The organism is Pseudomonas flexibilis (assembly GCF_000806415.1).
In the GTDB taxonomy this organism is placed as follows: Bacteria; Pseudomonadota; Gammaproteobacteria; order Pseudomonadales; family Pseudomonadaceae; genus Serpens; species Serpens flexibilis.
Genome location: NZ_JTAK01000002.1, coordinates 557,038 through 579,538, shown reverse-complemented (window position 1 = coordinate 579,538; position 22,501 = coordinate 557,038). Strand labels below are relative to the sequence as shown.

Genomic DNA, 22,501 nt, shown 5'->3' with positions numbered 1-22,501 from the left:
TTCAGCGCAGTTGGTTCATCCGTTCGATCACCTGGCGGGTGATGTCGAGTTGCGGTTTGACGTCGATGACGGCGGCGCGGTCCAGAACCAGGTCGTAGTTGCCCTTCTTGAGCACATCGGCAACGGCCTGGTCGAGCTTGGGCTTGAGCTGCTGCAGGGTTTCCTGGTCACCACGCGCCTTGGCTTCGTTCAACTCGCGGGACTGAGCCTGGAAGTCACGAGCCTTCTGGCGGAACTCCAGCTCCAGGCGCTCACGCTCGGCGGTGGACAGCTTGTCGCCTTCCTTGGTCAGGCGATCCTGCAGACGCTTGGCGTCGCTTTCCAGGGTCTTCAGCTTGTTGAGATCCGGACCGTATTTCTTCTCGGCGTCCACGGCGTAGCGCTTGGCGGCATCGGACTCGAGCAGCGCCATCTGGTAGTTCAGTACGGCGATCTTCATTTCGGCAAAAGCCGGGGCAGCCACCAGGGCGGAGGCCAGGAGAACCAGCTGGGTGAGTTTACGCACGGTGTACTCCAGGGTTGGGTGGATCAGAAGGTTTGACCAAGGGAGAACTGGAAGACCTGGGTGTCGGAGTCTTCCGGCTCATTGATCGGCTTGGCCAGGCTGAAGCTCAGCGGGCCCAGCGCGGTGATCCAGGTCAGGCCGACGCCGACGGAGCTGGCCATGTTGCCGATGTCGATGTCGCAGCTCGGATCGTTACGGTTCTTCTGGGACGCACTGCAGTTGGTGTCGAATACGTTGCCCACATCGACGAACAGGGTCGTGCGCAACGAGCGCTGGTCCTTGACGAAGGGCAGCGGGAACAGCAGCTCGACGCCACCCTGGATCAGCACGTTGCCGCCGAAGGGCAGCGGGTCCTGATCGGGATCGGTGACACGGCCGTACTGGTCGCGAACGCTGTAAACGATATCCCCGTTGGCATCGCGGACCACGCTCGGCGTACTGCGGGGGCCCAGGCTGCTGTCCTCGAAGCCACGCACAGAGTTGAAACCGCCCGCGTAGTAATGCTCGTAGAACGGCAAGCCTTCGCTGTCACCGAAGCCGTCGCCATAACCCAGCTGGGTATGGAAACGCAGCGCATACTTGTCACCCAGCGGCGCGAAGATCTGCCCGCGGTAGTCGATCTTGTAGAAGGACAGGTCGCTGCCCGGCAGCGTGGCTTCGACGTAGAGGCTCTGCGAATGGCCGCGGGTGGCCAGCACGCCCCGGTTGAGCGCCGATTGCGACCAGCCGATGTTGGCCTTGAAGTTGGTGTAGCTGTCGCCCTCGCCTTCGATGAACTGGACGATTTCGTCGACCGTATACAGACCGGTCTGAATCTCGTCCTGCTGCGCCGAGAGCCCGTAGCTGAGGCGCGAGTACTCGCTGATCGGGTAACCAAAGGTCAGGCCCACGCCCAGGCTGTTCACCGAGTAGCTGGAGATGCTGTAGTCCAGCTCGTCATAGTCGGTGCTGCGGTAGAAGGCGTTGTAGCCGAGGCTGACGCCGTCGGGTGTCCAGTACGGGTCCAGGAAGCTGAAGTTGTAGCGTTCCTGGTATTCGCTGCGGGTCAGGCCGAGGCTGACGCGGTTGCCGGTGCCGAGGAAGTTGTTCTGGCTGATTGAGCCGCCGAGGATCAGGCCGGAGTTCTGGGCGAAGCCGATGCTCGCCATGATCGAGCCGGACGGCTGCTCCTCGACCGTGTAGTTCACGTCGATCTGGTCGTCGGTACCTGGAACCGCCGGGGTCTCGACGTTGACTTCCTTGAAGAAGCCCAGGCGCTCGAGGCGTGCCTTGGACTGGTCGATCAGGTAGGTGGAGGCCCAGCCGCCTTCCATCTGGCGCATCTCGCGGCGCAGCACCTCGTCCTCGGTCTTAGTGTTGCCGCGGAAGTTGATGCGGTTGACGTAGGCGCGCTTGCCCGGATCAACCACGAAGGTGACGGTGACCGAATTGTCATCCGCATGGGTCTCGGGCACGCCGTTGACGTTGGCGAAGGTATAGCCCTCGTTGCCCAGCCGACGGGTCAGCAGCTCGGAGGTGGTGGTCATCACCCGGCGCGAGAACACTTGGCCAGGCTTGACCAGCAGCAGCGCTCGAATTTCCTCCTCGGGCACCTTGAGGTCGCCCGAGAGGCGCACGTCACGCACGGTGAACTTCTCGCCCTCGTCGATATTGACGGTGATATAGACGTTCTTCTTGTCCGGCGTGATGGACACCTGGGTCGAGACGATATCCATGTTGATATAGCCGCGGTCCAGGTAGAACGAGCGCAGGCGTTCCAGGTCGCCGGAGAGCTTTTCGCGGGCGTACTTGTCGTCGTTCTTGAAGAACGAGGCCCAGTGGCTGGCCTTCAGCTCGAACAGGTCGGTGACTTCCTCATCGGAAAAGACGCTGTTGCCCACCACATTGATGTGCTGAATGCTGGCGACGCTGCCCTCGTTGACTTCGATCTTCAGCGCCACACGGTTGCGCGGCTGCGGCTCGACCTTGGCGACGATCTCGGCGGAATAGCGGCCCTGGGCGACATACTGGCGTTGCAGCTCGTTGCGCACGCCTTCGAGGGTGGCCGGCTGGAAGATCTCGCCCTCGGCCAACCCGGACTGCTGCAGGCCGCGCAGCAGGTCTTCGGTCTGGATCGCTTTGTTGCCTTCGATCTCAATGCTGGAAATCGACGGACGTTCGACCAAATCGATGACCAGCGCATTGCCGTCGCGACCCAGGCGGATGTCCTGGAAGAAGCCGGTGCGGAACAGCGCGCGCGAAGCATCCACCAGGCGGCGCTCGTCGACCTTTTCGCCGACGTTCAACGGCAACGCCGCAAAGACGCTGCCGGCAGAGACCCGCTGCAGGCCGTTGACACGAATGTCGTTGACTACGAAGGACTCCGCGTGGGCCTCGGCGATCAGGAGGGCGGCAATCGCCGCAGGTAGCAGGCGTTTCATGAAGTCCTTTTTTAAAACTGATTATGTGACTGCTGAACGTCAGAACTGCGGCTCACAGCCGCCCCAGATCATTGAACAAGGCCAGCAACATGACCCCTATGACCAGCGCGATGCCGATCTGCATCCCCCAGGCCTGGACCTTTTCCGGCAGCGGTTTTCCTCTTGCCCATTCGTAGAGATAGAAGAGCAGGTGTCCGCCATCAAGCACGGGAATCGGCAACAGGTTGAGAATGCCCAGGCTGATGCTCAAATAGGCAAGGAAATTCAGGAAATCCGCCAGCCCGGACTGGGCCGAAGTGCCGGCCACTTTAGCAATGGTGATCGGACCGCTCAAGTTTTTTACCGAGAGCTCCCCGAACAGCATCTTGCCCAGTGAATCCAGGGTCAGCTGGCTCATCGACCAGGTGCGCTGCACGCTCTGCCAGACCGCATCGAGCGGACCATAACGAATCTCGCGAAGCATTTCCGCTGGCCAGTCCACACCGCTCACCCCGGCGCCCAGATAGCCCTGGCGAGCCTCGCCTTCACCACGGCCAGCCAGCTGCACCTGGACTGCCAGTGGCTGGCCTGCGCGCTCGACTTGCAGCACCACCTGCTGATCGGCACGCGCCCGCACCCGCTCCACCAGATCCTGCCAGTCGCGCAGGGCGACGCCATCCAGGCTGAGCAGACGGTCTCCCGTGCGCAGGCCGGCAGCCTGCGCCGGCCCGCTCGGATCGATATGCGCGAGAACGGCCGGAACGGCGGGACGCCAGGGTTGCAGGCCGAGCGAGCCGATCGGGTCCGGCTCTTCGACACCGCGTTGCCAGGCATTCAGGCTGATCTGGTAGTCACGCTCGACGGAGCTGTCCGGCTCGCTGACCCGCACCTGCAGCATGCCGGTTTCGCCCAGCCGGCGAACCAACTGCAGATTGACCGCACCCCAGCCATCGACGGCCTTGCCGTCCACCGCAAGGATTTCCTGTCCGGCCTGCAGTCCAGCCTCCGCGGCCGGCGTTCCCGGCAGCACCTGCCCGATCACCGGGCGCACCTGCTGGGTGCCGAGCATGGCGATCAGCCAGAAGAACAGCAGGGCCAGCAGGAAGTTGGCAATCGGTCCGGCGGAAACGATGGCGAAGCGCTGACGGACGGATTTGCGGTTGAAGGTCTGGCCGAGCAGCTCTGTCGGCACCTCGCCTTCCCGCTCGTCCAGCATCTTCACATAGCCACCCAGCGGAATGGCGGCCACCACGAACTCGGTGCCGTGGCGATCGTGCCAGCGCAGCAACGGCGTGCCGAAGCCCACCGAGAATCGCAACACCTTAACGCCACACCGGCGGGCAACCCAGAAGTGGCCGAACTCGTGGAAGGTCACCAGCACACCCAGCGCAATCAGGGTGCCCACGATCATGTATACAGCGCTCATCGTAATCCTCCGCGGCGAGTCCCTGCCTCAACGACTTCCGGTACTGCCGGACGGCTAGCAAGCATGCCGCTGCAGCCATTCCTGTGCCCGCACACGGGCCAGATGGTCGGCATGCAGAACTGCCCGAAGGTCTTCGACAGCCACCACGGACTCGGCGTTCAGTACGCTTTCAATGATTTGTGCAATGTCGGTAAAGCGGATACGCCGCTCGAGAAAGGCGGCAACCGCCACCTCATTGGCCGCGTTCAGCATCGCCGGGGCGCTGCCGCCGATCTGGGCGGCTTCGCGGGCCAGGCGCAGACAGGGGAACCGCGTTTCATCCGGCGCCTGGAAGTCCAGACGTGCGACCTTGAACAGGTCCAGCGGCGCCACACCGGTGTCGATGCGCTCCGGCCAGGCCAGGGCATGACCGATCGGCGTACGCATGTCCGGATTGCCCAGTTGGGCCAGCACAGAACCGTCTACATAGTCGACCAGCGAATGGATCACGCTTTGCGGATGAACCACCACTTCCACCTGCTCGGGACGCGCATCGAACAACCAGCAGGCTTCGATCAGCTCGAGGCCCTTGTTCATCATGCTCGCCGAGTCCACGGAAATCTTGCGCCCCATCGACCAGTTGGGATGGGCGCAGGCCTGCTCGGGCGTGACATCGCTCAGCGTTGCGGCCGGCATTTCGCGGAACGGGCCGCCGGACGCGGTCAGCAGGATGCGGCGCACGCCCACTGCGGACAGCCCGCGGGCGTAATCGCCGGGCAAGCCCTGGAAGATAGCGTTGTGCTCGCTGTCGATGGGCAACAGCACCGCACCATGCTCGCGCACCGCCTGCATGAAGAGCGCGCCGGACATCACCAGCGCTTCCTTGTTGGCCAGCAGCACACGCTTGCCGGCCTGCACGGCCGCCAGGGTCGGACGCAGGCCGGCGGCGCCGACGATCGCAGCCATCACCGCATCCACCTCAGGGTGACCGGCGACCTCGCACAACCCTTCCTCGCCTGCCAGCACCCGGGTTTCCAGGCCCGCGGCCTGCAGGCGCTCCTGCAGGTGCCGCGCGGCGGCCTGGTCGGCCACCACGGCAAAGCGCGGCTTGTGCTTCAGACACAGGGTTTCCAGTTCGACGAGACGCGAATGCCCGGTCAGCGCAAAGACGCGGTAGCGTTCGGGGTGCCGCGCCACGACGTCCAGGGTGCTCAGGCCGATGGAGCCGGTAGCACCCAGCACGGTAATCCATTGAGGTTTCACAGGGTTCCCCAACCAGCAGCCCAGAGCAGGACCGCGAACACCGGAACGGCCGCGGTCAGGCTGTCGATGCGATCCAGCACGCCGCCGTGCCCGGGCAGCAGGTTGCTGCTGTCCTTCACCCCGGCCTGGCGCTTGAACATGCTTTCAGTCAGATCACCGACCACCGAGATCAGCACCACCACAGCGGCGCCCAGCATGGCCAGCAGCAGCTCGCTGGGCAGCCAGTCGCGATAGAGGCCGACGCCCAGCGTCACCAGCAGACTGGCCAGCAGTCCACCGAACACCCCTTCCCAGCTCTTGCCCGGGCTGACTTTCGGCGCCAGCTTGCGCTTGCCGAACGCGCGACCGGAAAAATAGGCACCGATATCGGCAACCCACACCAGCACCATCACCGCCACGATCAGCCAGTTGCCCAGCGGCCACTGCTTGAGCAGCAGCAGGCCCTGGAACGCCGGCAGCAGGATCAGCAGGCCGATCAGCAGCTGCACCGGCTGGGCGCGCCAGGCTTCGGCGCTGGCCGGGTAGCGCAGCACCGCCCAGATCGCGGCCAACCACCAGAGCATCCCCAGCACCAGCACCGGCACCGCCAGCTGCGGAAAGCGGAACAGCCAGCTCGCCAGGATCACCACGACCAGCGCGTAGGCGATACGCAGCTTCTGGGCCTGCAGGCCAGCCAGCCGCGCCCACTCCCAGGCACCAAGGGTGATGACGGCGCCGATGAACAGAGCGAACCACTGGCCTTCCAGCAGGAAGAAACCCGCCAGCGCAACCGGCAGCAGGATCAGGGCGGTGATAATGCGTTGTTTCAACATCCGCGAGAGTCCCCAGCCACCTGGTCTCCGGTCTTGCCGAAACGTCGCTGCCGGGTGGCGAAATTGGCCAGCGCCTTGCGCATGGCCTCGTGTTTGAAATCCGGCCAGTAGAGGTCGGAGAAATACAGCTCGCTGTAGGCCAGTTGCCAGAGCAGGAAGTTGCTGATGCGGTGCTCGCCGCCGGTGCGGATGCACAGGTCGGGCAACGGCTGACCGGCGGTGGCCAGGCAGCCCTCCAGCATCGCTGCATCGATCTGCTCGGCGCGCAACTCGCCCGCCTGCACCCGTTCGGCCAGTTGCCGTGCGGCCTGGGTGATATCCCACTGGCCGCCATAGTTGGCAGCCACCTGCAGGAGGAAGCGGCCTTCACTGGCCAGCGCCTCGGCCTCGGCCATGGCGGCCTGCAGCTCGGGGTGGAAGCGCGAGCGGTCGCCGATGATGCGCAGGCGAATGCCGTTCTGACTCAGCTTGCGCGCCTCGCGGCGCAGGGCCGTGAGGAACAGTTCCATCAGCGCGCTGACTTCGTCAGCGGGACGCTGCCAGTTCTCGCTGGAGAACGCGAACAGCGTCAGCACCTCCACGCCCGACTCGACGCATACCTCGATGACGGCCCGCACCGCGTCGACGCCGGCCTTGTGGCCGGCGACACCGGGCAGCAAGCGCTTCTTGGCCCAGCGATTGTTCCCATCCATGATGATCGCCACATGCCGCGGTACTGCCGGCTGGGTTTCCTGGTTGTGCTTGCTCATGCTGGTTCCTGCAGACCTCAAACGGCCATCAGGTCGGTTTCCTTGGCTTCCAGAGCCTTCTCAACCTCGGCGACGAACTTGTCGGTGAGCTTCTGCACCTCGTCGGCGGCGCGGCGCTCGTCGTCTTCGCTGATTTCCTTTTCCTTGACCAGATCCTTGAGCTGAGCCAGCGCGTCGCGCCGGATGTTGCGGATGGCCACACGGGTGTTCTCGGCCTCGCCACGCGCCTGCTTGGTGTAGCCCTTGCGGGTTTCCTCGGTCAGCGGCGGCATCGGCACGCGAATGGTGGTGCCAGCGGTAGCCGGGTTCAGACCCAGGTCAGAGGTCATGATCGCCTTCTCCACGGCCTGGATCATGCCCTTGTCGAACACGGTCAGCGCCAGGGTGCGGGAGTCCTCGACGGTGACGTTGGCGATCTGGCGCAGCGGGGTGTCGCTACCGTAGTAGGAGACCATCACGCCATCCAGGATGCTGGGGTGGGCGCGACCGGTACGGATCTTCGCGAAAGCGGTCTTGAGCGACTCGACGCTCTTTTCCATGCGGCTCTGCGCATCCTGCTTGATCTCGTTGATCATACGTTCGACTCCTCGATCAGGGTTCCTTCGGCGCCGCCCAGAACGATGTTCAGCAGGGCGCCAGGCTTGTTCATGTTGAAGACGCGCAGCGGCATCTTGTGGTCGCGGACCAGGCAGATGGCCGTCAGGTCCATGACCTCCAGCTTGCGGTCCAGTACGCCATCATAGGTCAGGCGCTCGAACTTCTCGGCATTCGGATCCTTGAACGGATCAGCCGTGTAGACACCGTCCACCTTGGTGGCCTTGAGCACCACATCCGCATCGATCTCGATGGCGCGCAGGCAGGCTGCCGAGTCGGTGGTGAAGAACGGGTTGCCGGTGCCGGCGGAGAAGATCACCACTTCGCCGCTCTTGAGGTGGCGCATGGCCTTGCGGCGGTCGTAGTGGTCGGTGACGCCGACCATGGAAATGGCCGACATGACCAACGCAGGGATGTTGGAGCGTTCCAGGGCGTCACGCATGGCCAGCGCGTTCATCACGGTGGCCAGCATGCCCATATGGTCACCGGTGACGCGGTCCATGCCCGCCGCCGACAGCGCGGCACCGCGGAACAGGTTGCCGCCGCCGATCACCAGACCGACCTGGACGCCGATACCGACCAGTTGCCCGACCTCCAGCGCCATACGATCCAGCACCTTGGGGTCAATCCCGAAATCCTCAGACCCCATCAGGGCTTCGCCGCTGAGTTTGAGTAGGATGCGTTTATAGCGAGGTTGACCACTCACCTGCTGTGCCATTGCGTATCTCTCCTGCGGCGTTTTGCTGTTCTTGCAGGCCTGGCCTGCGAATGGGTGCCCGTGAGACCACCCAAATACCGGACACGTCCGGCTGAAACGGTTTTGCGCCCCCTCTTTGACGAAAAGGCCGCACGCGTGAGCGGGCAGCCTCTTCGGGGCGACAGTTCGAAAACCGTCAGACTTGTTACTTGGAAGAAGCCATCTGGGCAGCTACTTCGGCAGCGAAGTCTACTTCGACCTTCTCGATGCCTTCACCTACTTCGTAACGCACGAAGGAGACGATTTCAGCGCCGGCCTTCTTGGCCAGCTCGCCGACCTTGACTTCCGGATCCTTGACGAAGGCCTGCTCGACCAGGCTGGCTTCGGCCAGGAACTTGCTGATACGGCCCTTGACCATGTTCTCGACGATGTTTTCCGGCTTGCCGGCAATCTTCTCAGCGTTCAGCTGCAGGAAGATTTCCTTTTCCTTGGCGATCAGCTCGTCGGAAACGTCGGAGGGGTTCAGAACGGCCGGGTTGGCGGCAGCCACGTGCATGGCGATGTCGCGAGCCAGCTCCGGGTTACCGCCCTTCAGGCAGACCAGGACACCGATACGATGACCGTGCAGGTAGGCACCCACCACGTCGCCTTCCACGCGGGTCAGACGGCGGATGTTGACGTTTTCACCGCACTTGGCAACCAGGGCCTGGCGCGCTTCTTCGCGATCAGCGACCAGCGGAGCGGCGTCGGTGTAGCCCGCAGCGAACGCCTTGTCCAGGCTCTCGGCGACGAAGGTCTTGAAATCGGCCTGCAGGGCCAGGAAGTCGGTCTGGGAGTTGACTTCCATGATGACAGCGGTCTTGTTGTCATCGGAAACCTTGGCGGCGATGGAGCCTTCGGCGGCAATGTTGCCAGCCTTCTTGGCGGCCTTGATGGCGCCGGAAGCGCGCATGTCGTCGATGGCCTTCTCGATGTCGCCATTGGCGGCAACCAGGGCCTTCTTGCACTCCATCATGCCTTGGCCGGTGCGCTCACGCAGTTCTTTGACGAGGGCTGCAGTAATCTCTGCCATGTTCGCGATCCTCAGGAAAGGGATTGATTCGTTTGCTTGCCCGCCAGGCGGGCCAGTCGATTCGGGAGTGGCGAAAAAGGGGGCCTAGCCCCCTTTTTCGCTTGACGCTTCGCTCAACGGTGTCGAGCTATCAGCCAGCGGCGGCTTCGGAAGCAGCTTCTTCGACGAACTCGTCGCCAGCGCCACCGTTCTGCTTGCCACGCAGAACAGCGTCGGCCATCGCGCCCAGGTACAGCTGGACAGCGCGGATGGCGTCGTCGTTACCGGGGATGATGTAGTCCACGCCTTCCGGGCTGCTGTTGGTATCGACAACGCCGATGACCGGGATGCCCAGCTTGTTGGCTTCGCTGATGGCAATACGCTCGTGGTCGACGTCGATCACGAACAGCGCGTCCGGCAGACCGCCCATGTCCTTGATACCACCCAGGCTGCGCTCGAGCTTCTCGAGGTCGCGGGTGCGCATCAGGGCTTCCTTCTTGGTCAGCTTGTCGAAGGTGCCGTCCTGGGACTGGCCTTCGAGCTCGCGCAGACGCTTGATGGAGGCGCGGATGGTCTTGTAGTTGGTGAGCATGCCGCCCAGCCAGCGGTGGTCGACATAGGGCATGCCGCAACGGGTGGCTTCTTCGGCAACGATCTTGCCAGCGGAACGCTTGGTGCCCACGAACAGGATCTTGTTCTTGCCGGCAGCCAGCTTCTCAACGAAGGCCAGAGCCTCGTTGAACATCGGCAGGGTCTTTTCCAGGTTGACGATGTGAATCTTGTTGCGCGCACCGAAGATGTACTTGCCCATCTTCGGGTTCCAGTAACGGGTCTGGTGGCCGAAGTGCACACCGGCCTTCAGCATATCGCGCATGGTGACTTGGGACATGATCGTTCCTCTATAAGTCGGGTTAGGCCTCCACGCATCCCGATCTCCAACCCTTTCGGGCACCCAGGAAACCGTGTCGACGCGTGTGCGGATTTGATCGCCTGACGGGACCACCCCGTCGAGCGGCGCGTTTTATAGCATAACGGGCAATCGGAAGCTAGAAGGGCAGGCGCTGGCGCGCGGCTTTTTTGCCGACCCGGCCGGCCGCGCCAGCCGCCCGACGGCAATCGCTTTGGTTTATCATTCCGCTTCCTTGTATTGCAGAGCGCGCCGCCGAGCGCCGGAAAGAGATCCCCCATGACCGTGTCCATCAAGACCCCGGAAGAAATCGAGAAGATGCGCGTCGCCGGCCGCCTGGCCGCCGAGGTGCTGGAAATGATCGAGCCCCACGTCAAGGCCGGGGTCACCACCGAGGAGCTGGATCGCATCTGCCACGACTATATCGTCAACGTTCAGCAGGCCATCCCCGCCCCGCTCAACTACCACGGCTTTCCCAAGTCGATCTGCACGTCGATCAACCACGTGGTGTGCCATGGCATCCCCAATGACAAGCCGCTGAAGAACGGCGACATCATCAACATCGACATCACCGTCATCAAGGACGGTTACCACGGCGATACCAGCAAGATGTTCATGGTCGGCAACGTGCCGGAATGGGCCGAACGCCTGTGCCGCATCACCCAGGAGTGCCTCTACAAGGGCATCGAACTGGTGCGTCCAGGCACCCGTCTGGGCGATATCGGCGAAGTGATCCAGAAGCATGCCGAGAGCCACGGCTTCTCCATCGTGCGCGAGTACTGCGGGCACGGTATTGGTGCGGTTTTCCACGAGGAACCCCAGGTGCTGCACTACGGCAAGGCAGGCACCGGCCTGGAACTCAAGGAAGGCATGACCTTCACCATCGAGCCGATGCTCAACCAGGGTCGCCCGGAAACCCGCACCCTGGGCGATGGCTGGACCGCCATCACCAAGGACCGCAAGCTGTCCGCCCAGTGGGAACACACCCTGCTGGTCACCGCCACCGGCTACGAAATCCTGACCCTGCGCAAGGACGACACCATCGCTCACCGATCGGCCTGAAACTTGCCTCAGCCGCCCATCCCGCAGTAAGGCCGCCGTCATGCTCCAGACCGATACCGAATTGTTCGACCCCAGCCAGTTCCAGGCGGAACTGTCCCTCAAGGCCAGCCCCATCGCGGCCTTCAAGAAGGCTATTGCCCGCGCCCGCGAGGTGCTGGATCGCCGCTTCCTGGCGGGCCACGACATCCGCCAGCTGGTCCGGGATCGCGCCTGGTTCGTCGACCAGATCCTGCAACTGGCCTGGCAACGGTTCGACTGGAGCAACGATGCGGCCATCGCCCTGTTGGCCGTGGGCGGTTACGGGCGTGGCGAGTTGCATCCCTATTCGGACATCGATCTGCTGATTCTGCTGGACGGCGAGGATCACGAGCTGTTCCGCGAGCCCATCGAGGGCTTCCTCACCCTGCTCTGGGACATCGGCCTGGATGTCGGCCAGAGCGTGCGCTCGGTGGACGAATGCGCCGAAGAGGCGCGCGCCGATCTGACGGTGATCACCAACCTGATGGAAAGCCGCACCATCGCCGGCCCCGAGCACCTGCGCGAACGCATGCAGGCGGTAACCAGCCCGCAGCAGATGTGGCCGAGCGAGGAGTTCTTCCTGGCCAAGCGCAAGGAACTGCGCGCCCGCCACGCCAAGTACAACGACACCGAATACAACCTGGAGCCCAACGTGAAGGGTTCGCCGGGTGGACTGCGTGACATCCAGACCATCCTCTGGATGGCCCGCCGCCACTTCGGCACCCTGAACATGCAGGCCATGGTGGCGCAGGGTTTCCTGCTGGAAAGCGAGTACGCCATCCTCACCAGCGCCCAGGAATTTCTCTGGAAGGTGCGCTACGCGCTGCACATGCTGGCCGGCCGCGCCGAGGATCGTCTGCTGTTCGACCACCAGCGGCGCATCGCTGGCCTGCTCGGCTACAGCAATAACGACGCCAAGACTGCCGTCGAGCGCTTCATGCAGAAGTACTACCGCGTGGTCATGGGCGTGGCGGAACTCAACGACCTGATCAAGCAGCACTTCGAGGAAGTCATCCTCGCCCACGACGGCGACGAGCCGCCGGTACCGCTGAACAACCGCTTCCAGATCCGCAACGGCTACCTGGAAGTGACCCACGATCAGGTCTTCGAGCGCACGCCCTTCGCCATCCTGGAAATCTTCGTGCTGCTGGCCCAGCAGCCGGGCATCAAGGGTGTGCGCGCCGACACCATTCGCCAGCTGCGCGACCACCGCTACCTGATCGACGACGAGTTCCGCGCCGACATCCGCAACACCAGCCTGTTCATCGAGCTGTTCCGCAGCAGCCAGGGCATTCACCGCAACCTGCGGCGCATGAACCGCTACGGCATCCTCGGCCGCTACCTGCCGGAGTTCGGCCAGATCGTCGGACAGATGCAGCACGACCTGTTCCACATCTACACGGTGGACGCGCACACCCTCAACCTGATCAAGCACCTGCGCAAGTTCAAGTGGCCGGAGCTGGCGGAGAAGTTCCCGCTGGCCAGCCGTCTGATCGACCAGTTGCCCAAGCCGGAACTGATCTACCTGGCCGGCCTCTACCACGACATCGGCAAGGGCCGCGGGGGCGACCACTCGGAGATCGGCGCGCAGTTCGCCGAAGCCTTCTGCGCCCGCCACCAGTTGCCGCCGTGGGACAGCCGGCTGATCGTCTGGCTGGTCAACAACCACCTGGCGATGTCCACCACCGCGCAGCGCAAGGACCTCTCAGACCCGCAGGTGATCAACGACTTCGCACAGATGGTCGGCGACGGCACGCGGCTGGATTACCTCTACGTACTGACCGTGGCGGACATCAACGCCACCAACCCGACCCTGTGGAACTCCTGGCGGGCCAGCCTGCTGCGCCAGCTCTACGACGAGACCAAGCGCGCCCTGAACCGGGGTCTGGCCAACCCGCTGGATCGCGAGGAGCAGATCTGCCAGACGCAGAGCGCCGCGCTCGACCTGCTGGCCGCCGCCGGCATCGACCCGGATGCGGCGGAACAGCTGTGGAGCCAACTGGGCGACGACTATTTCCTGCGCCACAGCGCCGACGACATCGCCTGGCACACCCAGGCCATCCTCGACCATCCGCCCGGCGGCGAACCGCTGGTGCTGATCCGCCAGACCGCCCAGCGCGAGGTGGAAGGCGCCAGCCAGATCTTCATCTACGCCCCCGACCAGCACGACTTCTTCGCGGTGACCGTGGCCGCCATGGACCAGCTCAACCTGGATATCCATGACGCGCGGATCATCACCTCGACCAGCCAGTTCACCCTGGACACCTACATCGTGCTGGACGCCGAGGACGGCCGGGTGATCGACACGCCCGAGCGCGTCGAGGAGATTCGCCGCGGCCTGATCGATGCCCTGAAGAGTCCCGACTATCCGGCGATCATCCAGCGTCGGGTGACGCGCCAGCTCAAGCACTTCGCCTTCGCGCCCCAGGTGACCATCCACAACGATGCGCAGCGCGCGGTCACCGTGCTGGAGCTGATCGCCCCGGACCGCCCCGGCCTGCTGGCGCGTATCGGCAAGATCTTCCTGGACTTCGATCTTTCTCTGCAGAACGCCAAGATCACTACCCTGGGCGAGCGCGTCGAAGACGTGTTCTTCATCACCGACGCCCACAACCAGCCCCTCTCCGATCCCGAGCTGTGCGCACGCCTGCAAAAGGCCATTGTTGAACAGCTTGCTGTGGAAGGCAGTCCCGCCATCAACCTGAACCACCTCAGCATCTGACACTCCCATGAATTCAGCCCTGTCCCTGCTCCACCCCTACCCCTTCGAGAAGCTGCGCGCCCTGATGGCCGGTGCGCAGCCGCCGGCCGACCGGTCGCACATCGCCCTGTCCATCGGCGAGCCCAAGCATGCCGCGCCGGCTTTTGTCGCCCAGACGCTGGCCGCGCACATGGACCAGCTGTCGGTCTATCCGGCCACCCTGGGTTCGCCCGCCCTGCGCGAAGCCATCTTCGCCTGGTGCCAGCAGCGCTTCGGCGTACCGGACGGCTGGATGGACGCCGGGCGCCACGCGCTGCCGGTCAGCGGCACCCGCGAGGCGCTGTTCTCCTTCGTGCAGGCGGTGTTCAACCGCGAGCAGGGCGGGCTGGTGGTCAGCCCCAACCCCTTCTATCAGATCTACGAAGGCGCGGCCCTGCTGGCCGGCGCCACCCCGCACTACCTGCCATGCCTGGCCGACAACGGCTTCGCACCGGATTTCGATGCCGTGCCGGCCGAGATCTGGCAGCGCACGCAGATCCTGTTCATCTGCTCGCCAGGCAACCCCACCGGCGCCCTGCTGCCGCTGGAAACCCTGAAGAAGCTGATTGCCCTGGCCGATGAACACGACTTCGTGATCGCCGCGGACGAGTGCTACAGCGAACTCTACTTCGACGAGAACAGCCCGCCGCCCGGCCTGCTCAGTGCCTGCGTCGCGCTGGGGCGCAGCGACTTCAAGCGCTGCGTGGTGTTCCACAGCCTGTCCAAGCGCTCCAACCTGCCGGGCCTGCGCTCCGGTTTCGTGGCCGGCGACGCCGAGATCCTCAAGGGCTATCTGCTCTACCGCACCTACCATGGCTGCGCCCTGCCCGGCCATGTCCAGCTGGCCAGCGAAGCGGCCTGGAAGGACGAGGCACATGTGCGCGCCAACCGCGCCCTGTACCGGCAGAAGTTCGATGCGGTGCTGGACATCCTCGCGCCGGTACTCGACGTGCAGCGCCCGGACGGCGGCTTCTACCTGTGGGCAAAAACCCCGGGGGACGATGCCACCTTCGCCCGCGAACTGTTCGCCGCCGAACACGTCACCGTGCTGCCCGGCTCGTTCCTGTCCCGCGAGGTGGATGGCTTCAACCCCGGCGCGGGCCGCGTGCGCATGGCGCTGGTAGCGTCGCTGGAGGAATGCGTCGAGGCAGCCGAGCGCATCCGCCGCTTCCTGGCCGCCTAGGGCGGCGGGCCATCCAACCCTGTAGGGCGGTCAAGGCGCAGCCTTGGCCGCCCTGGTGGCCAACGCGCAGCGTTGCCCCCCTACGTCCCATGCGGATACGCGCCTCACGCGCAAACAACACAACGGCGGCGCGTGGCATAATTCGCCGCCCGTCCGGCACCGCCCGCCGGCGACCGCAAGAGAATCGAAACCAATGGCTTACACCCTCTACGGCATCAAGGCCTGCGACACGATGAAGAAGGCCCGCGCCTGGCTCGACGAGCACGGCACCGAGTACGCCTTCCACGACTACAAGAGCGCCGGCATCACGCGCGGGCACCTGCAGCGCTGGTGTGCCGAACATGGCTGGCAGACCGTGCTGAACCGCGCCGGCACCACCTTCCGTAAGCTCGACGACAGCCAGAAGGCCGGCCTGGACGAAGCCCGGGCCATCGAGTTGATGCTGGCCCAGCCCTCGATGATCAAGCGCCCGGTGCTCGACCTGGGCGCGCGCACGCTGGTCGGCTTCAAGCCCGATCTGTATCGCGAAGCCATCGGCTGATTCCCCTTTACACCTGACGACCCAGAAGGAATACCGACCATGACCACCTCTCTCTTCAGCCTGGCCTTCGGGGTCGGAACCCAGAATCGTCAGGGCGCCTGGCTGGAAATCTTCTACGCCCAGCCGCTGCTCAAGCCGTCTGCCGAGCTGGTAGCCGCCGTGCTGCCGCTGTTGGACTACACCGGCGGCAACCAGGCCATCGCCATCAACAAGGACAAGGCTGCCGACCTGGCCGCCGCCCTGAAAGGCATCGACGCGGTCCAGTCCGCGCTGCTGGTGCGCCTGGCCGAAAGCCAGAAGCCGCTGGTAGCCACCCTGCTGGCGGAAGACGCCGCGCTGACCTCCACCCCGGAGGCGTACCTGAAGCTGCACCTGCTGTCGCATCGCCTGGTCAAGCCCCACGGCCTGAACCTGACCGGCATCTTCCCGCTGCTACCCAACGTGGCCTGGACCAGCGAAGGCGCCATCGATCTTGCCGAACTGGCCGAATGCCAGCTCGAAGCGCGCCTCAAGGGCCGCCTGCTGGAAGTGTTCTCGGTGGACAAGTTCCCGAAGATGACCGACTACGTGGTGCCGAGCGGCGTGCGCATCGCCGACAGCGCGCGTATCCGCCTGGGTGCCTACATTGGTGAAGGCACCACGGTGATGCACGAAGGCTTCGTCAACTTCAACGCCGGCACCGCCGGCCCGGGCATGGTCGAAGGGCGCATTTCCGCCGGCGTGTTCGTCGGCAAGGGCTCGGACCTGGGCGGCGGCTGCTCCACCATGGGCACCCTGTCGGGCGGCGGCAACATCGTCATCAGCGTCGGCGAAGGCTGCCTGATCGGCGCCAATGCCGGCATCGGCATCCCGCTGGGCGACCGCAACACCGTGGAGTCGGGCCTGTACATCACCGCCGGTACCAAGGTGGCGGTCCTCGACGACCAGAACGCGCTGGTCAAGGTAGTCAAGGCCCGCGAACTGGCCGGCCAGCCGGACCTGCTGTTCCGCCGCAATTCCCAGACCGGCGCGGTCGAATGCAAGACCAACAAGAGCGCCATCGAGCTCAACGAAGCGCTGCACGCCCACAACTGACCTGTCACGACAGGCCGCGACCGCGACTCGCGGCCGCCGCCTGAGGTGGTACGCATGGTTCTGCATTCCCCCTGGCGCGCTGACTTTCCGGCCCTGTCGCTGTTCGAAGCCCAGGGCCAGACCTATCTGGACAGCGCCGCCACCGCCCAGAAGCCGCAGGCGCTGATCGACGCGCTGACCGGCTACTACACCAGCGGCGTGGCCAACGTGCATCGCGCCCAGCATTCGCCGGCCGAGCGGGTCACCCGCCTGTACGAGGCCGCCCGGCAGCGGGTAGCGAGCTGGCTGAACGCCGCCAGTTCGAGCCAGATCGTCTTCACCCGCGGCACCACGGAAGCGCTCAACCTGCTGGCCTACGGCCTGGAGCATCGCTTGGCGGCGGGCGATGAGATCGTCATCAGCGCCCTGGAGCACCACGCCAACCTGCTGCCCTGGCAGCAACTGGCGTTGCGCACCCAGGCCCGGCTGGTGATCCTGCCGCTGGACGCCCGGGGCGAGATCGAACTGGACGCCGCGGCCCGCCTGATCGGCCCGCGCACGCGCATCCTGGCGGTCAGCCAGCTGTCCAACGTGCTCGGCCGCTGGCAGCCCGTGGAGGCACTGTTGCAACTGGCCCGGGCGCAGGGCGCGATCACCGTGGTCGACGGCGCCCAGGCCAGCGTGCACGGCCGCCACGATCTGCAGGCGCTGGGCTGCGACTTTTATGCCTTCTCCGCCCACAAGCTCTACGGGCCGGACGGCGTCGGCGTGCTCTACGGGCGCGCCGATTGCCTGGATCGCCTCAAGCACTGGCAGTTCGGCGGCGAGATGGTGCGCCGGGCGGGCTTCCACAGCGCGGACTTCCATGTCGCGCCCATGGGCCTGGAAGCCGGCACGCCGCCGATCGCCGGGGTGATTGGCCTGAGCGCGGCCCTGGACTACCTGTGCAGCCTGGATGCCCAGGCCGTGCGCCGGCACGAGCAGGCACTGCTGGAGCATCTGGTGGCCGGCCTGTCGGTACGCGAGGGCGTTCGCCTGCTCGGCGAGCCCCAGGCGGCGCTGGCCAGCTTCGTGGTGGACGACGTGCACCACGCCGACCTGGCCCAGCTGCTGGGCGAACAGGGTGTCGCCGTGCGCGGCGGCAACCACTGCGCCATGCCGCTGATGCAGCGCCTCGGCGTGCCGGGCGCCATTCGCGTGTCGCTGGGGCTGTACAACGACGGCGAGGACCTCACCCGTTTCTTCGCCGCCCTGGACCAGGCGCTGGAGATCCTGCGATGAGCCTGCCACCTGCCGCACGGGCGGCGCTGGACGCCTTCGCCGGCTGTCCCGGCTGGGAGCAGCGCGCGCGCCTGCTGATGCAGTGGGGCGAACGTCTTGAACCGCTCGGCGAGGCGGAGCGCGTGCCGGCCAACCAGGTGCAGGGCTGCGAAAGCAGCGTGTGGCTGCTGGCCGAACGGCGCGAGGGCTGCTGGCACTTTCGCGCCTACAGCGATGCCCGCCTGCTGCGCGGCCTGCTGGCCGCGCTGCTGGCGCGGGTCGATGGTCTCGGTGGTGAAGAGCTGGCCCAGCTCGATGTGGCGGAGTGGTTCGACCAGTTGGGCCTGTCCCGCCAACTCTCGCCGTCGCGCAGCAACGGCATGAATGCCGTCTTGCAGCGCATGCGGGAGCTGACCCGCTCGTAGGGCGGTCGGCGTTGTTCCGGCCGCCACGGCGCGCCGGGACGGCGCGATGGCGGACAAGAAAACGTTGTCCTGCGACGCGGCGTTGGTGCCTGCCGCATCGGCGGCCGGGAAATACGCCGACTGCCCTACGTTTTCAGGCCCGGGAACGCCCAGCCAGAATGCCGCGCAGGGTGGTCAACGCAACGCGTTGGCCACCGGACAGAGCATCGGGCAGCCGCACCTACACTGCCGCCCTAAGAAACGCCCCGCTCCGCCGGCCGGCGCGCGCCGGCTACCAGCTTCTCCACCGCCTTGGCGGCGGCGGCCATGCCGAAGCTGGCAGTGACCATCATCACCGCACCGAAGCCGCCGGCGCAGTCCAGCTTCACGCCCTCGCCGACGAAGCTCTTGCTCTGGCACACCCCGCCGTCCGGCTTGGGATAGCGCAGCTGCTCGCTGGAGAACACGCAGGGCACGCTGTAGGTGCGGCCCGGGGTTCGCGAGAAGCCGTAGTCGCGGCGCAGCAGCGAACGCACCTTGGCGGCCAACGGGTCGTTGAAGGTCTTGTTCAGGTCGGCGATCTGGATCTGCGTCGGATCGATCTGCCCGCCCGCGCCGCCGGTGGTGACAATGCCGATCTTGCGGCGCTTGCACCAGGCGATCAGCGCCGCCTTGGCCTGCACGCTGTCGATGCAGTCGATCACGTAGTCGAGCTGCGGGGTGATGTACTCGGCCATGGTCTCGCGGGTCACGAAGTCCGCCACAGCATGCACCCGGCAGGCCGGGTTGATGGCGCGAATCCGCTCGGCCATCACCTCCACCTTGGCGCGGCCGACGTTGCCTTCGATGGCGTGTAACTGGCGGTTGGTGTTGGTGATGCAGACATCGTCCAGGTCGAACAGGGAAATCTCGCCCACCCCGCTGCGCGCCAGGGCCTCGGCCGCCCAGGAACCGACCCCGCCGATCCCCACCACCGCCACATGCGCCGCCTGCAGGCGGTCCAGGCCCTCGCGGCCATACAGGCGGGCGATGCCGCCGAAACGCTGATCTTCGCTATTCATTGCCGTACCTCACGAACGGGTCGGCATTATCCGCGCGTTCAACGGAGTAATGAAGTGCACCTGCGGGCGCGTAGCGGCTTCAGTGGCGATGCTTTGTCGGGCAGAGAACTTCCGCCACCCGCTTGCTGACCAATGCTCATTGCGGTGAGGCCAAGGAGGCCGCGTTCATGAACCACCCCACCCGACCACTGCTGACCCTGGTCATCGTGGTGGCCATCGCCGCGCTGTTCATCGGCGCCTGGGCGCTGGTCAACCGCCCGATGCCCGCGCCGAATTGGCCTGAGCAAGTGGCGGGCTATTCCTTCTCGCCGTTCCGGCCCGGCCAGGACCCGCGCGACAACCGCTACCCCAGCGACGAGGACATCCGCGGCGACCTGCAGCTGGTCAGCGGCCAGACCAACAACATCCGTACCTACTCGGTGGAAGGCAGCCAGGCCGACATTCCCCGCCTGGCCGAGGAGTTCGGCCTGCGCGTGACCCTGGGGGTGTGGATCAGCACCGATCTCGAGCGCAACGAACGGGAGATCACCCGGGCCATCGAGCTGGCCAACCAGTCGCGCAGCGTGGTGCGCGTGCTGGTCGGCAACGAAGCTTTGTACCGGGGCGAAATCGAGCCCGAGGCGCTGATCGCCTACATCCGCCGCGTGCGCGAGGCGGTCAAGGTGCCGGTTTCCACCTCCGAGCAGTGGCACATCTGGCAGGAGCACCCGCAGCTGGCCCGCGAAGTGGACCTGATTGCCGCGCACATCCTGCCCTACTGGGAATTCATTCCCCGCCAGCACGCCACTGCCTTCGTGCTGGAACGCGTGCAGGACCTGAAGAAACAGTTCCCCGGCAAGCCACTGCTGCTTTCCGAAGTGGGCTGGCCCAGCAACGGCCGGGCGCGCGGCCCGGCCGAGGCCAGCCCGGCGGACCAGGCCATTTACCTGCGCACCCTGGTGAATGCGCTGAACCTGCGCGGCTACAACTACTTCATCATCGAGGCCTTCGACCAGCCGTGGAAAATGGATGACGAAGGTTCGGTGGGTGCCTACTGGGGCGTCTGGAACCTGGAGCGACAGCCCAAGTTCGCCTTCAGCGGCCCGGTGATCGCCATCCCGCAGTGGCGCCTGCTGGCCATCGGTTCGGCGGTGCTGGCCGTGCTGGCGCTGACCCTGCTGCTGATCGACGGTAGCAACCTGCGCACCCACGGCCGCGCTTTCCTGGCCCTGGTGGCCTTCGCCTTCGGCTCACTGCTGGTGTGGATGGCCTACGACTACAGCCTGCAATACGCCACCTGGTTCACCCTGACGGTGGGCGCGCTGCTCGGCGTTGGCGCCCTGGGCGTGTTCATCGTGCTGCTCACCGAGGCCCACGAGCTGGCCGAAACCGTCTGGCTGAGCCGGCGCCGGCGCCCCTTTCCGCCGGTGACCCGCGACGATGCCTACCGGCCGAAGGTGTCCGTGCACGTGCCCTGCTACAACGAGCCGCCTGACATGCTCAAGCGCACCCTGGATGCGCTGTCCCGCCTCGACTATCCGGATTTCGAGGTGCTGGTGATCGACAACAACACCAAAGACCCGGCCGTGTGGCAGCCGGTGCAGGCCCACTGCGAACGGCTTGGTCCGCGCTTTCGTTTCTTCCACGTCGCACCGCTGGAAGGCTTCAAGGGCGGCGCCTTGAACTGGGTGCTGCCGCACACCGCGCCGGATGCCGAAGTGATCGCGGTGATCGACGCCGACTACTGCGTGGAACCCGACTGGCTGCGGCACATGGTGCCGCACTTCGCCGACCCGAAGATCGCCGTGGTGCAGTCACCGCAGGATTTTCGCGACGGCGAGGCAAGCACCTTCAAGCGCCTGTGCTACGCGGAGTACAAGGGCTTCTTCCACATCGGCATGGTCACCCGCAACGAACGCGACGCCATCATCCAGCACGGCACCATGACCATGACGCGCCGCAGCGTGCTGGACGCGCTGGGCTGGGCCGACTGGTGCATCACCGAGGATGCCGAGCTGGGCCTGCGGGTGTTCGAACAGGGTTTATCGGCGGGCTACTCGGAGCGCAGCTACGGTCGTGGCCTGATGCCCGACACCTTCAGCGACTACAAGAAACAGCGCTTTCGCTGGGCCTACGGCGCCATCCAGATCATGAAGCACCACGCCCGTTGCCTGCTGCTCGGCAAGGACTGCCAGCTGACGTCCGGTCAGCGCTACCACTTCATCGCCGGCTGGCTGCCGTGGATCGCCGACGGGCTGAACATCTTCTTCACCCTCGGCGCGCTGCTGTGGTCGGCGGCGATGATCATCGTGCCGCAGCGCGTCGATCCGCCGCTGCTGATCTTCGCCCTGCCGCCGCTGGCGCTGTTCGTCTTCAAGGTCGGCAAGATGCTCTACCTGTACCGCCGCGCCGTGGGCGTGAGCCTGACCGATGCGCTGTACGCGGCGGTGGCCGGGCTGGCGCTGTCCTACACCATCGCCAAGGCGGTGCTGTTCGGCTTCGTCACCCGCAGCATTCCCTTCTTCCGCACCCCCAAGCTGGCCAGCCGCTCGGGGCTGTTCAAGGCGCTGGCGGAAGCGCGCGAGGAGGTGTTCGTCATGCTGCTGCTGTGGTGCGCAGCGGCGGGCCTGCTGCTCACCGAGGACAACCCGGGCGGCGACCTGTACTTCTGGGTGCTGGTGCTGCTGGTGCAGTCGCTGCCCTACCTGGCGGCGCTGATCATGGCATTGCTGTCCTCGCTACCGGCCCGCGAGCGGGTGGAAACACTGGCCACCGAGGGCTGACGGCGACGCGCGGCTTTCCTTTAAGATACGCGCCC

Annotated in this window: 19 protein-coding genes; 8 read left to right on the top strand and 11 right to left on the bottom strand. The window is 65.3% G+C overall.

Annotated features, from left to right (window positions below; genetic code table 11):
• Nucleotide 1: 1 nt before the first annotated feature.
• From PT85_RS06525 to rpsB, 10 genes are all read right to left on the bottom strand, one after another.
• Nucleotides 2-505 (bottom strand): OmpH family outer membrane protein, encoded by a 504-nt coding sequence (locus PT85_RS06525; protein WP_027589214.1) that lies wholly within the window; start codon nt 503-505, stop codon nt 2-4.
• A gap of 23 nt (nt 506-528) precedes the next feature.
• Complete coding sequence (gene bamA, locus PT85_RS06520; RefSeq protein WP_027589215.1) at nt 529-2,925, bottom strand: outer membrane protein assembly factor BamA; 2,397 nt, start codon at nt 2,923-2,925, stop codon at nt 529-531.
• 52 nt (nt 2,926-2,977) lie between these two features.
• Entirely contained in the window at nt 2,978-4,330 is a 1,353-nt protein-coding gene (rseP, locus tag PT85_RS06515; protein ID WP_039606220.1) for a sigma E protease regulator RseP, read from the bottom strand.
• A 54-nt stretch (nt 4,331-4,384) separates the two neighbouring features.
• The gene (gene ispC / locus PT85_RS06510) at nt 4,385-5,572 is read right to left on the bottom strand and encodes a 1-deoxy-D-xylulose-5-phosphate reductoisomerase (RefSeq protein WP_039606219.1); all 1,188 of its coding nucleotides are present in this window, start codon (nt 5,570-5,572) and stop codon (nt 4,385-4,387) included.
• Nucleotides 5,569-6,384 carry a phosphatidate cytidylyltransferase gene (locus PT85_RS06505; protein WP_039560545.1) on the bottom strand — a complete coding sequence of 272 codons (816 nt, stop codon included), beginning with the start codon at nt 6,382-6,384 and terminating at the stop codon, nt 5,569-5,571. The genes ispC and PT85_RS06505 overlap by 4 nt, the downstream gene beginning before the upstream one ends.
• Nucleotides 6,378-7,133, bottom strand: coding sequence for a polyprenyl diphosphate synthase (uppS, locus tag PT85_RS06500; RefSeq protein WP_027589219.1), 756 nt, complete (start codon nt 7,131-7,133; stop codon nt 6,378-6,380). Before uppS ends, PT85_RS06505 begins: the two co-directional genes overlap by 7 nt.
• Nucleotides 7,134-7,150: 17 nt before the next feature.
• Nucleotides 7,151-7,708 carry a ribosome recycling factor gene (gene frr, locus PT85_RS06495; protein ID WP_027589220.1) on the bottom strand — a complete coding sequence of 186 codons (558 nt, stop codon included), beginning with the start codon at nt 7,706-7,708 and terminating at the stop codon, nt 7,151-7,153.
• Entirely contained in the window at nt 7,705-8,445 is a 741-nt protein-coding gene (pyrH, locus tag PT85_RS06490) for a UMP kinase (RefSeq protein WP_027589221.1), read from the bottom strand. Before pyrH ends, frr begins: the two co-directional genes overlap by 4 nt.
• 184 nt (nt 8,446-8,629) lie before the next feature.
• Entirely contained in the window at nt 8,630-9,496 is an 867-nt protein-coding gene (gene tsf / locus PT85_RS06485) for a translation elongation factor Ts (RefSeq protein WP_027589222.1), read from the bottom strand.
• A 130-nt stretch (nt 9,497-9,626) separates the two neighbouring features.
• The gene (gene rpsB, locus PT85_RS06480) at nt 9,627-10,364 is read right to left on the bottom strand and encodes a 30S ribosomal protein S2 (protein ID WP_039560549.1); all 738 of its coding nucleotides are present in this window, start codon (nt 10,362-10,364) and stop codon (nt 9,627-9,629) included.
• Between the two features lie 297 nt (nt 10,365-10,661).
• Between rpsB and map the strand changes: the two genes are divergently transcribed.
• The 7 genes from map to PT85_RS06445 all read left to right on the top strand — a co-directional run bounded on the left by map (nt 10,662) and on the right by PT85_RS06445 (nt 18,664).
• Nucleotides 10,662-11,444 carry a type I methionyl aminopeptidase gene (map, locus tag PT85_RS06475; RefSeq protein ID WP_039560550.1) on the top strand — a complete coding sequence of 261 codons (783 nt, stop codon included), beginning with the start codon at nt 10,662-10,664 and terminating at the stop codon, nt 11,442-11,444.
• Nucleotides 11,445-11,484: 40 nt separating this feature from the next.
• Entirely contained in the window at nt 11,485-14,184 is a 2,700-nt protein-coding gene (locus PT85_RS06470; RefSeq protein ID WP_039560553.1) for a [protein-PII] uridylyltransferase, read from the top strand.
• A 7-nt stretch (nt 14,185-14,191) separates the two neighbouring features.
• Nucleotides 14,192-15,385 carry a succinyldiaminopimelate transaminase gene (dapC, locus tag PT85_RS06465; RefSeq protein ID WP_039606218.1) on the top strand — a complete coding sequence of 398 codons (1,194 nt, stop codon included), beginning with the start codon at nt 14,192-14,194 and terminating at the stop codon, nt 15,383-15,385.
• Nucleotides 15,386-15,578: 193 nt separating this feature from the next.
• A complete protein-coding gene (locus PT85_RS06460) occupies nt 15,579-15,926 on the top strand; it encodes an ArsC family reductase (RefSeq protein ID WP_039606217.1) in 348 nt (115 codons plus the stop codon).
• 39 nt (nt 15,927-15,965) lie between these two features.
• Nucleotides 15,966-17,000 (top strand): 2,3,4,5-tetrahydropyridine-2,6-dicarboxylate N-succinyltransferase, encoded by a 1,035-nt coding sequence (dapD, locus tag PT85_RS06455; protein ID WP_039606216.1) that lies wholly within the window; start codon nt 15,966-15,968, stop codon nt 16,998-17,000.
• A 54-nt stretch (nt 17,001-17,054) separates the two neighbouring features.
• Nucleotides 17,055-18,260: an aminotransferase class V-fold PLP-dependent enzyme gene (locus PT85_RS06450; protein WP_039606215.1), complete on the top strand. Its 1,206-nt coding sequence runs from the start codon at nt 17,055-17,057 to the stop codon at nt 18,258-18,260.
• On the top strand, nt 18,257-18,664 hold the full coding sequence (locus PT85_RS06445; protein WP_039606214.1) for a SufE family protein: 408 nt from the start codon (nt 18,257-18,259) through the stop codon (nt 18,662-18,664). The genes PT85_RS06450 and PT85_RS06445 overlap by 4 nt, the downstream gene beginning before the upstream one ends.
• A gap of 233 nt (nt 18,665-18,897) precedes the next feature.
• Here PT85_RS06445 and tcdA read toward each other — a convergent pair whose 3' ends face one another.
• Nucleotides 18,898-19,704: a tRNA cyclic N6-threonylcarbamoyladenosine(37) synthase TcdA gene (gene tcdA / locus PT85_RS06440; RefSeq protein WP_039606213.1), complete on the bottom strand. Its 807-nt coding sequence runs from the start codon at nt 19,702-19,704 to the stop codon at nt 18,898-18,900.
• A 167-nt stretch (nt 19,705-19,871) separates the two neighbouring features.
• On the opposite strand from tcdA, the gene PT85_RS06435 reads away from it, so the two are divergent.
• A complete protein-coding gene (locus tag PT85_RS06435; RefSeq protein WP_039606212.1) occupies nt 19,872-22,466 on the top strand; it encodes a glycosyltransferase in 2,595 nt (864 codons plus the stop codon).
• Nucleotides 22,467-22,501 lie beyond the last annotated feature (35 nt).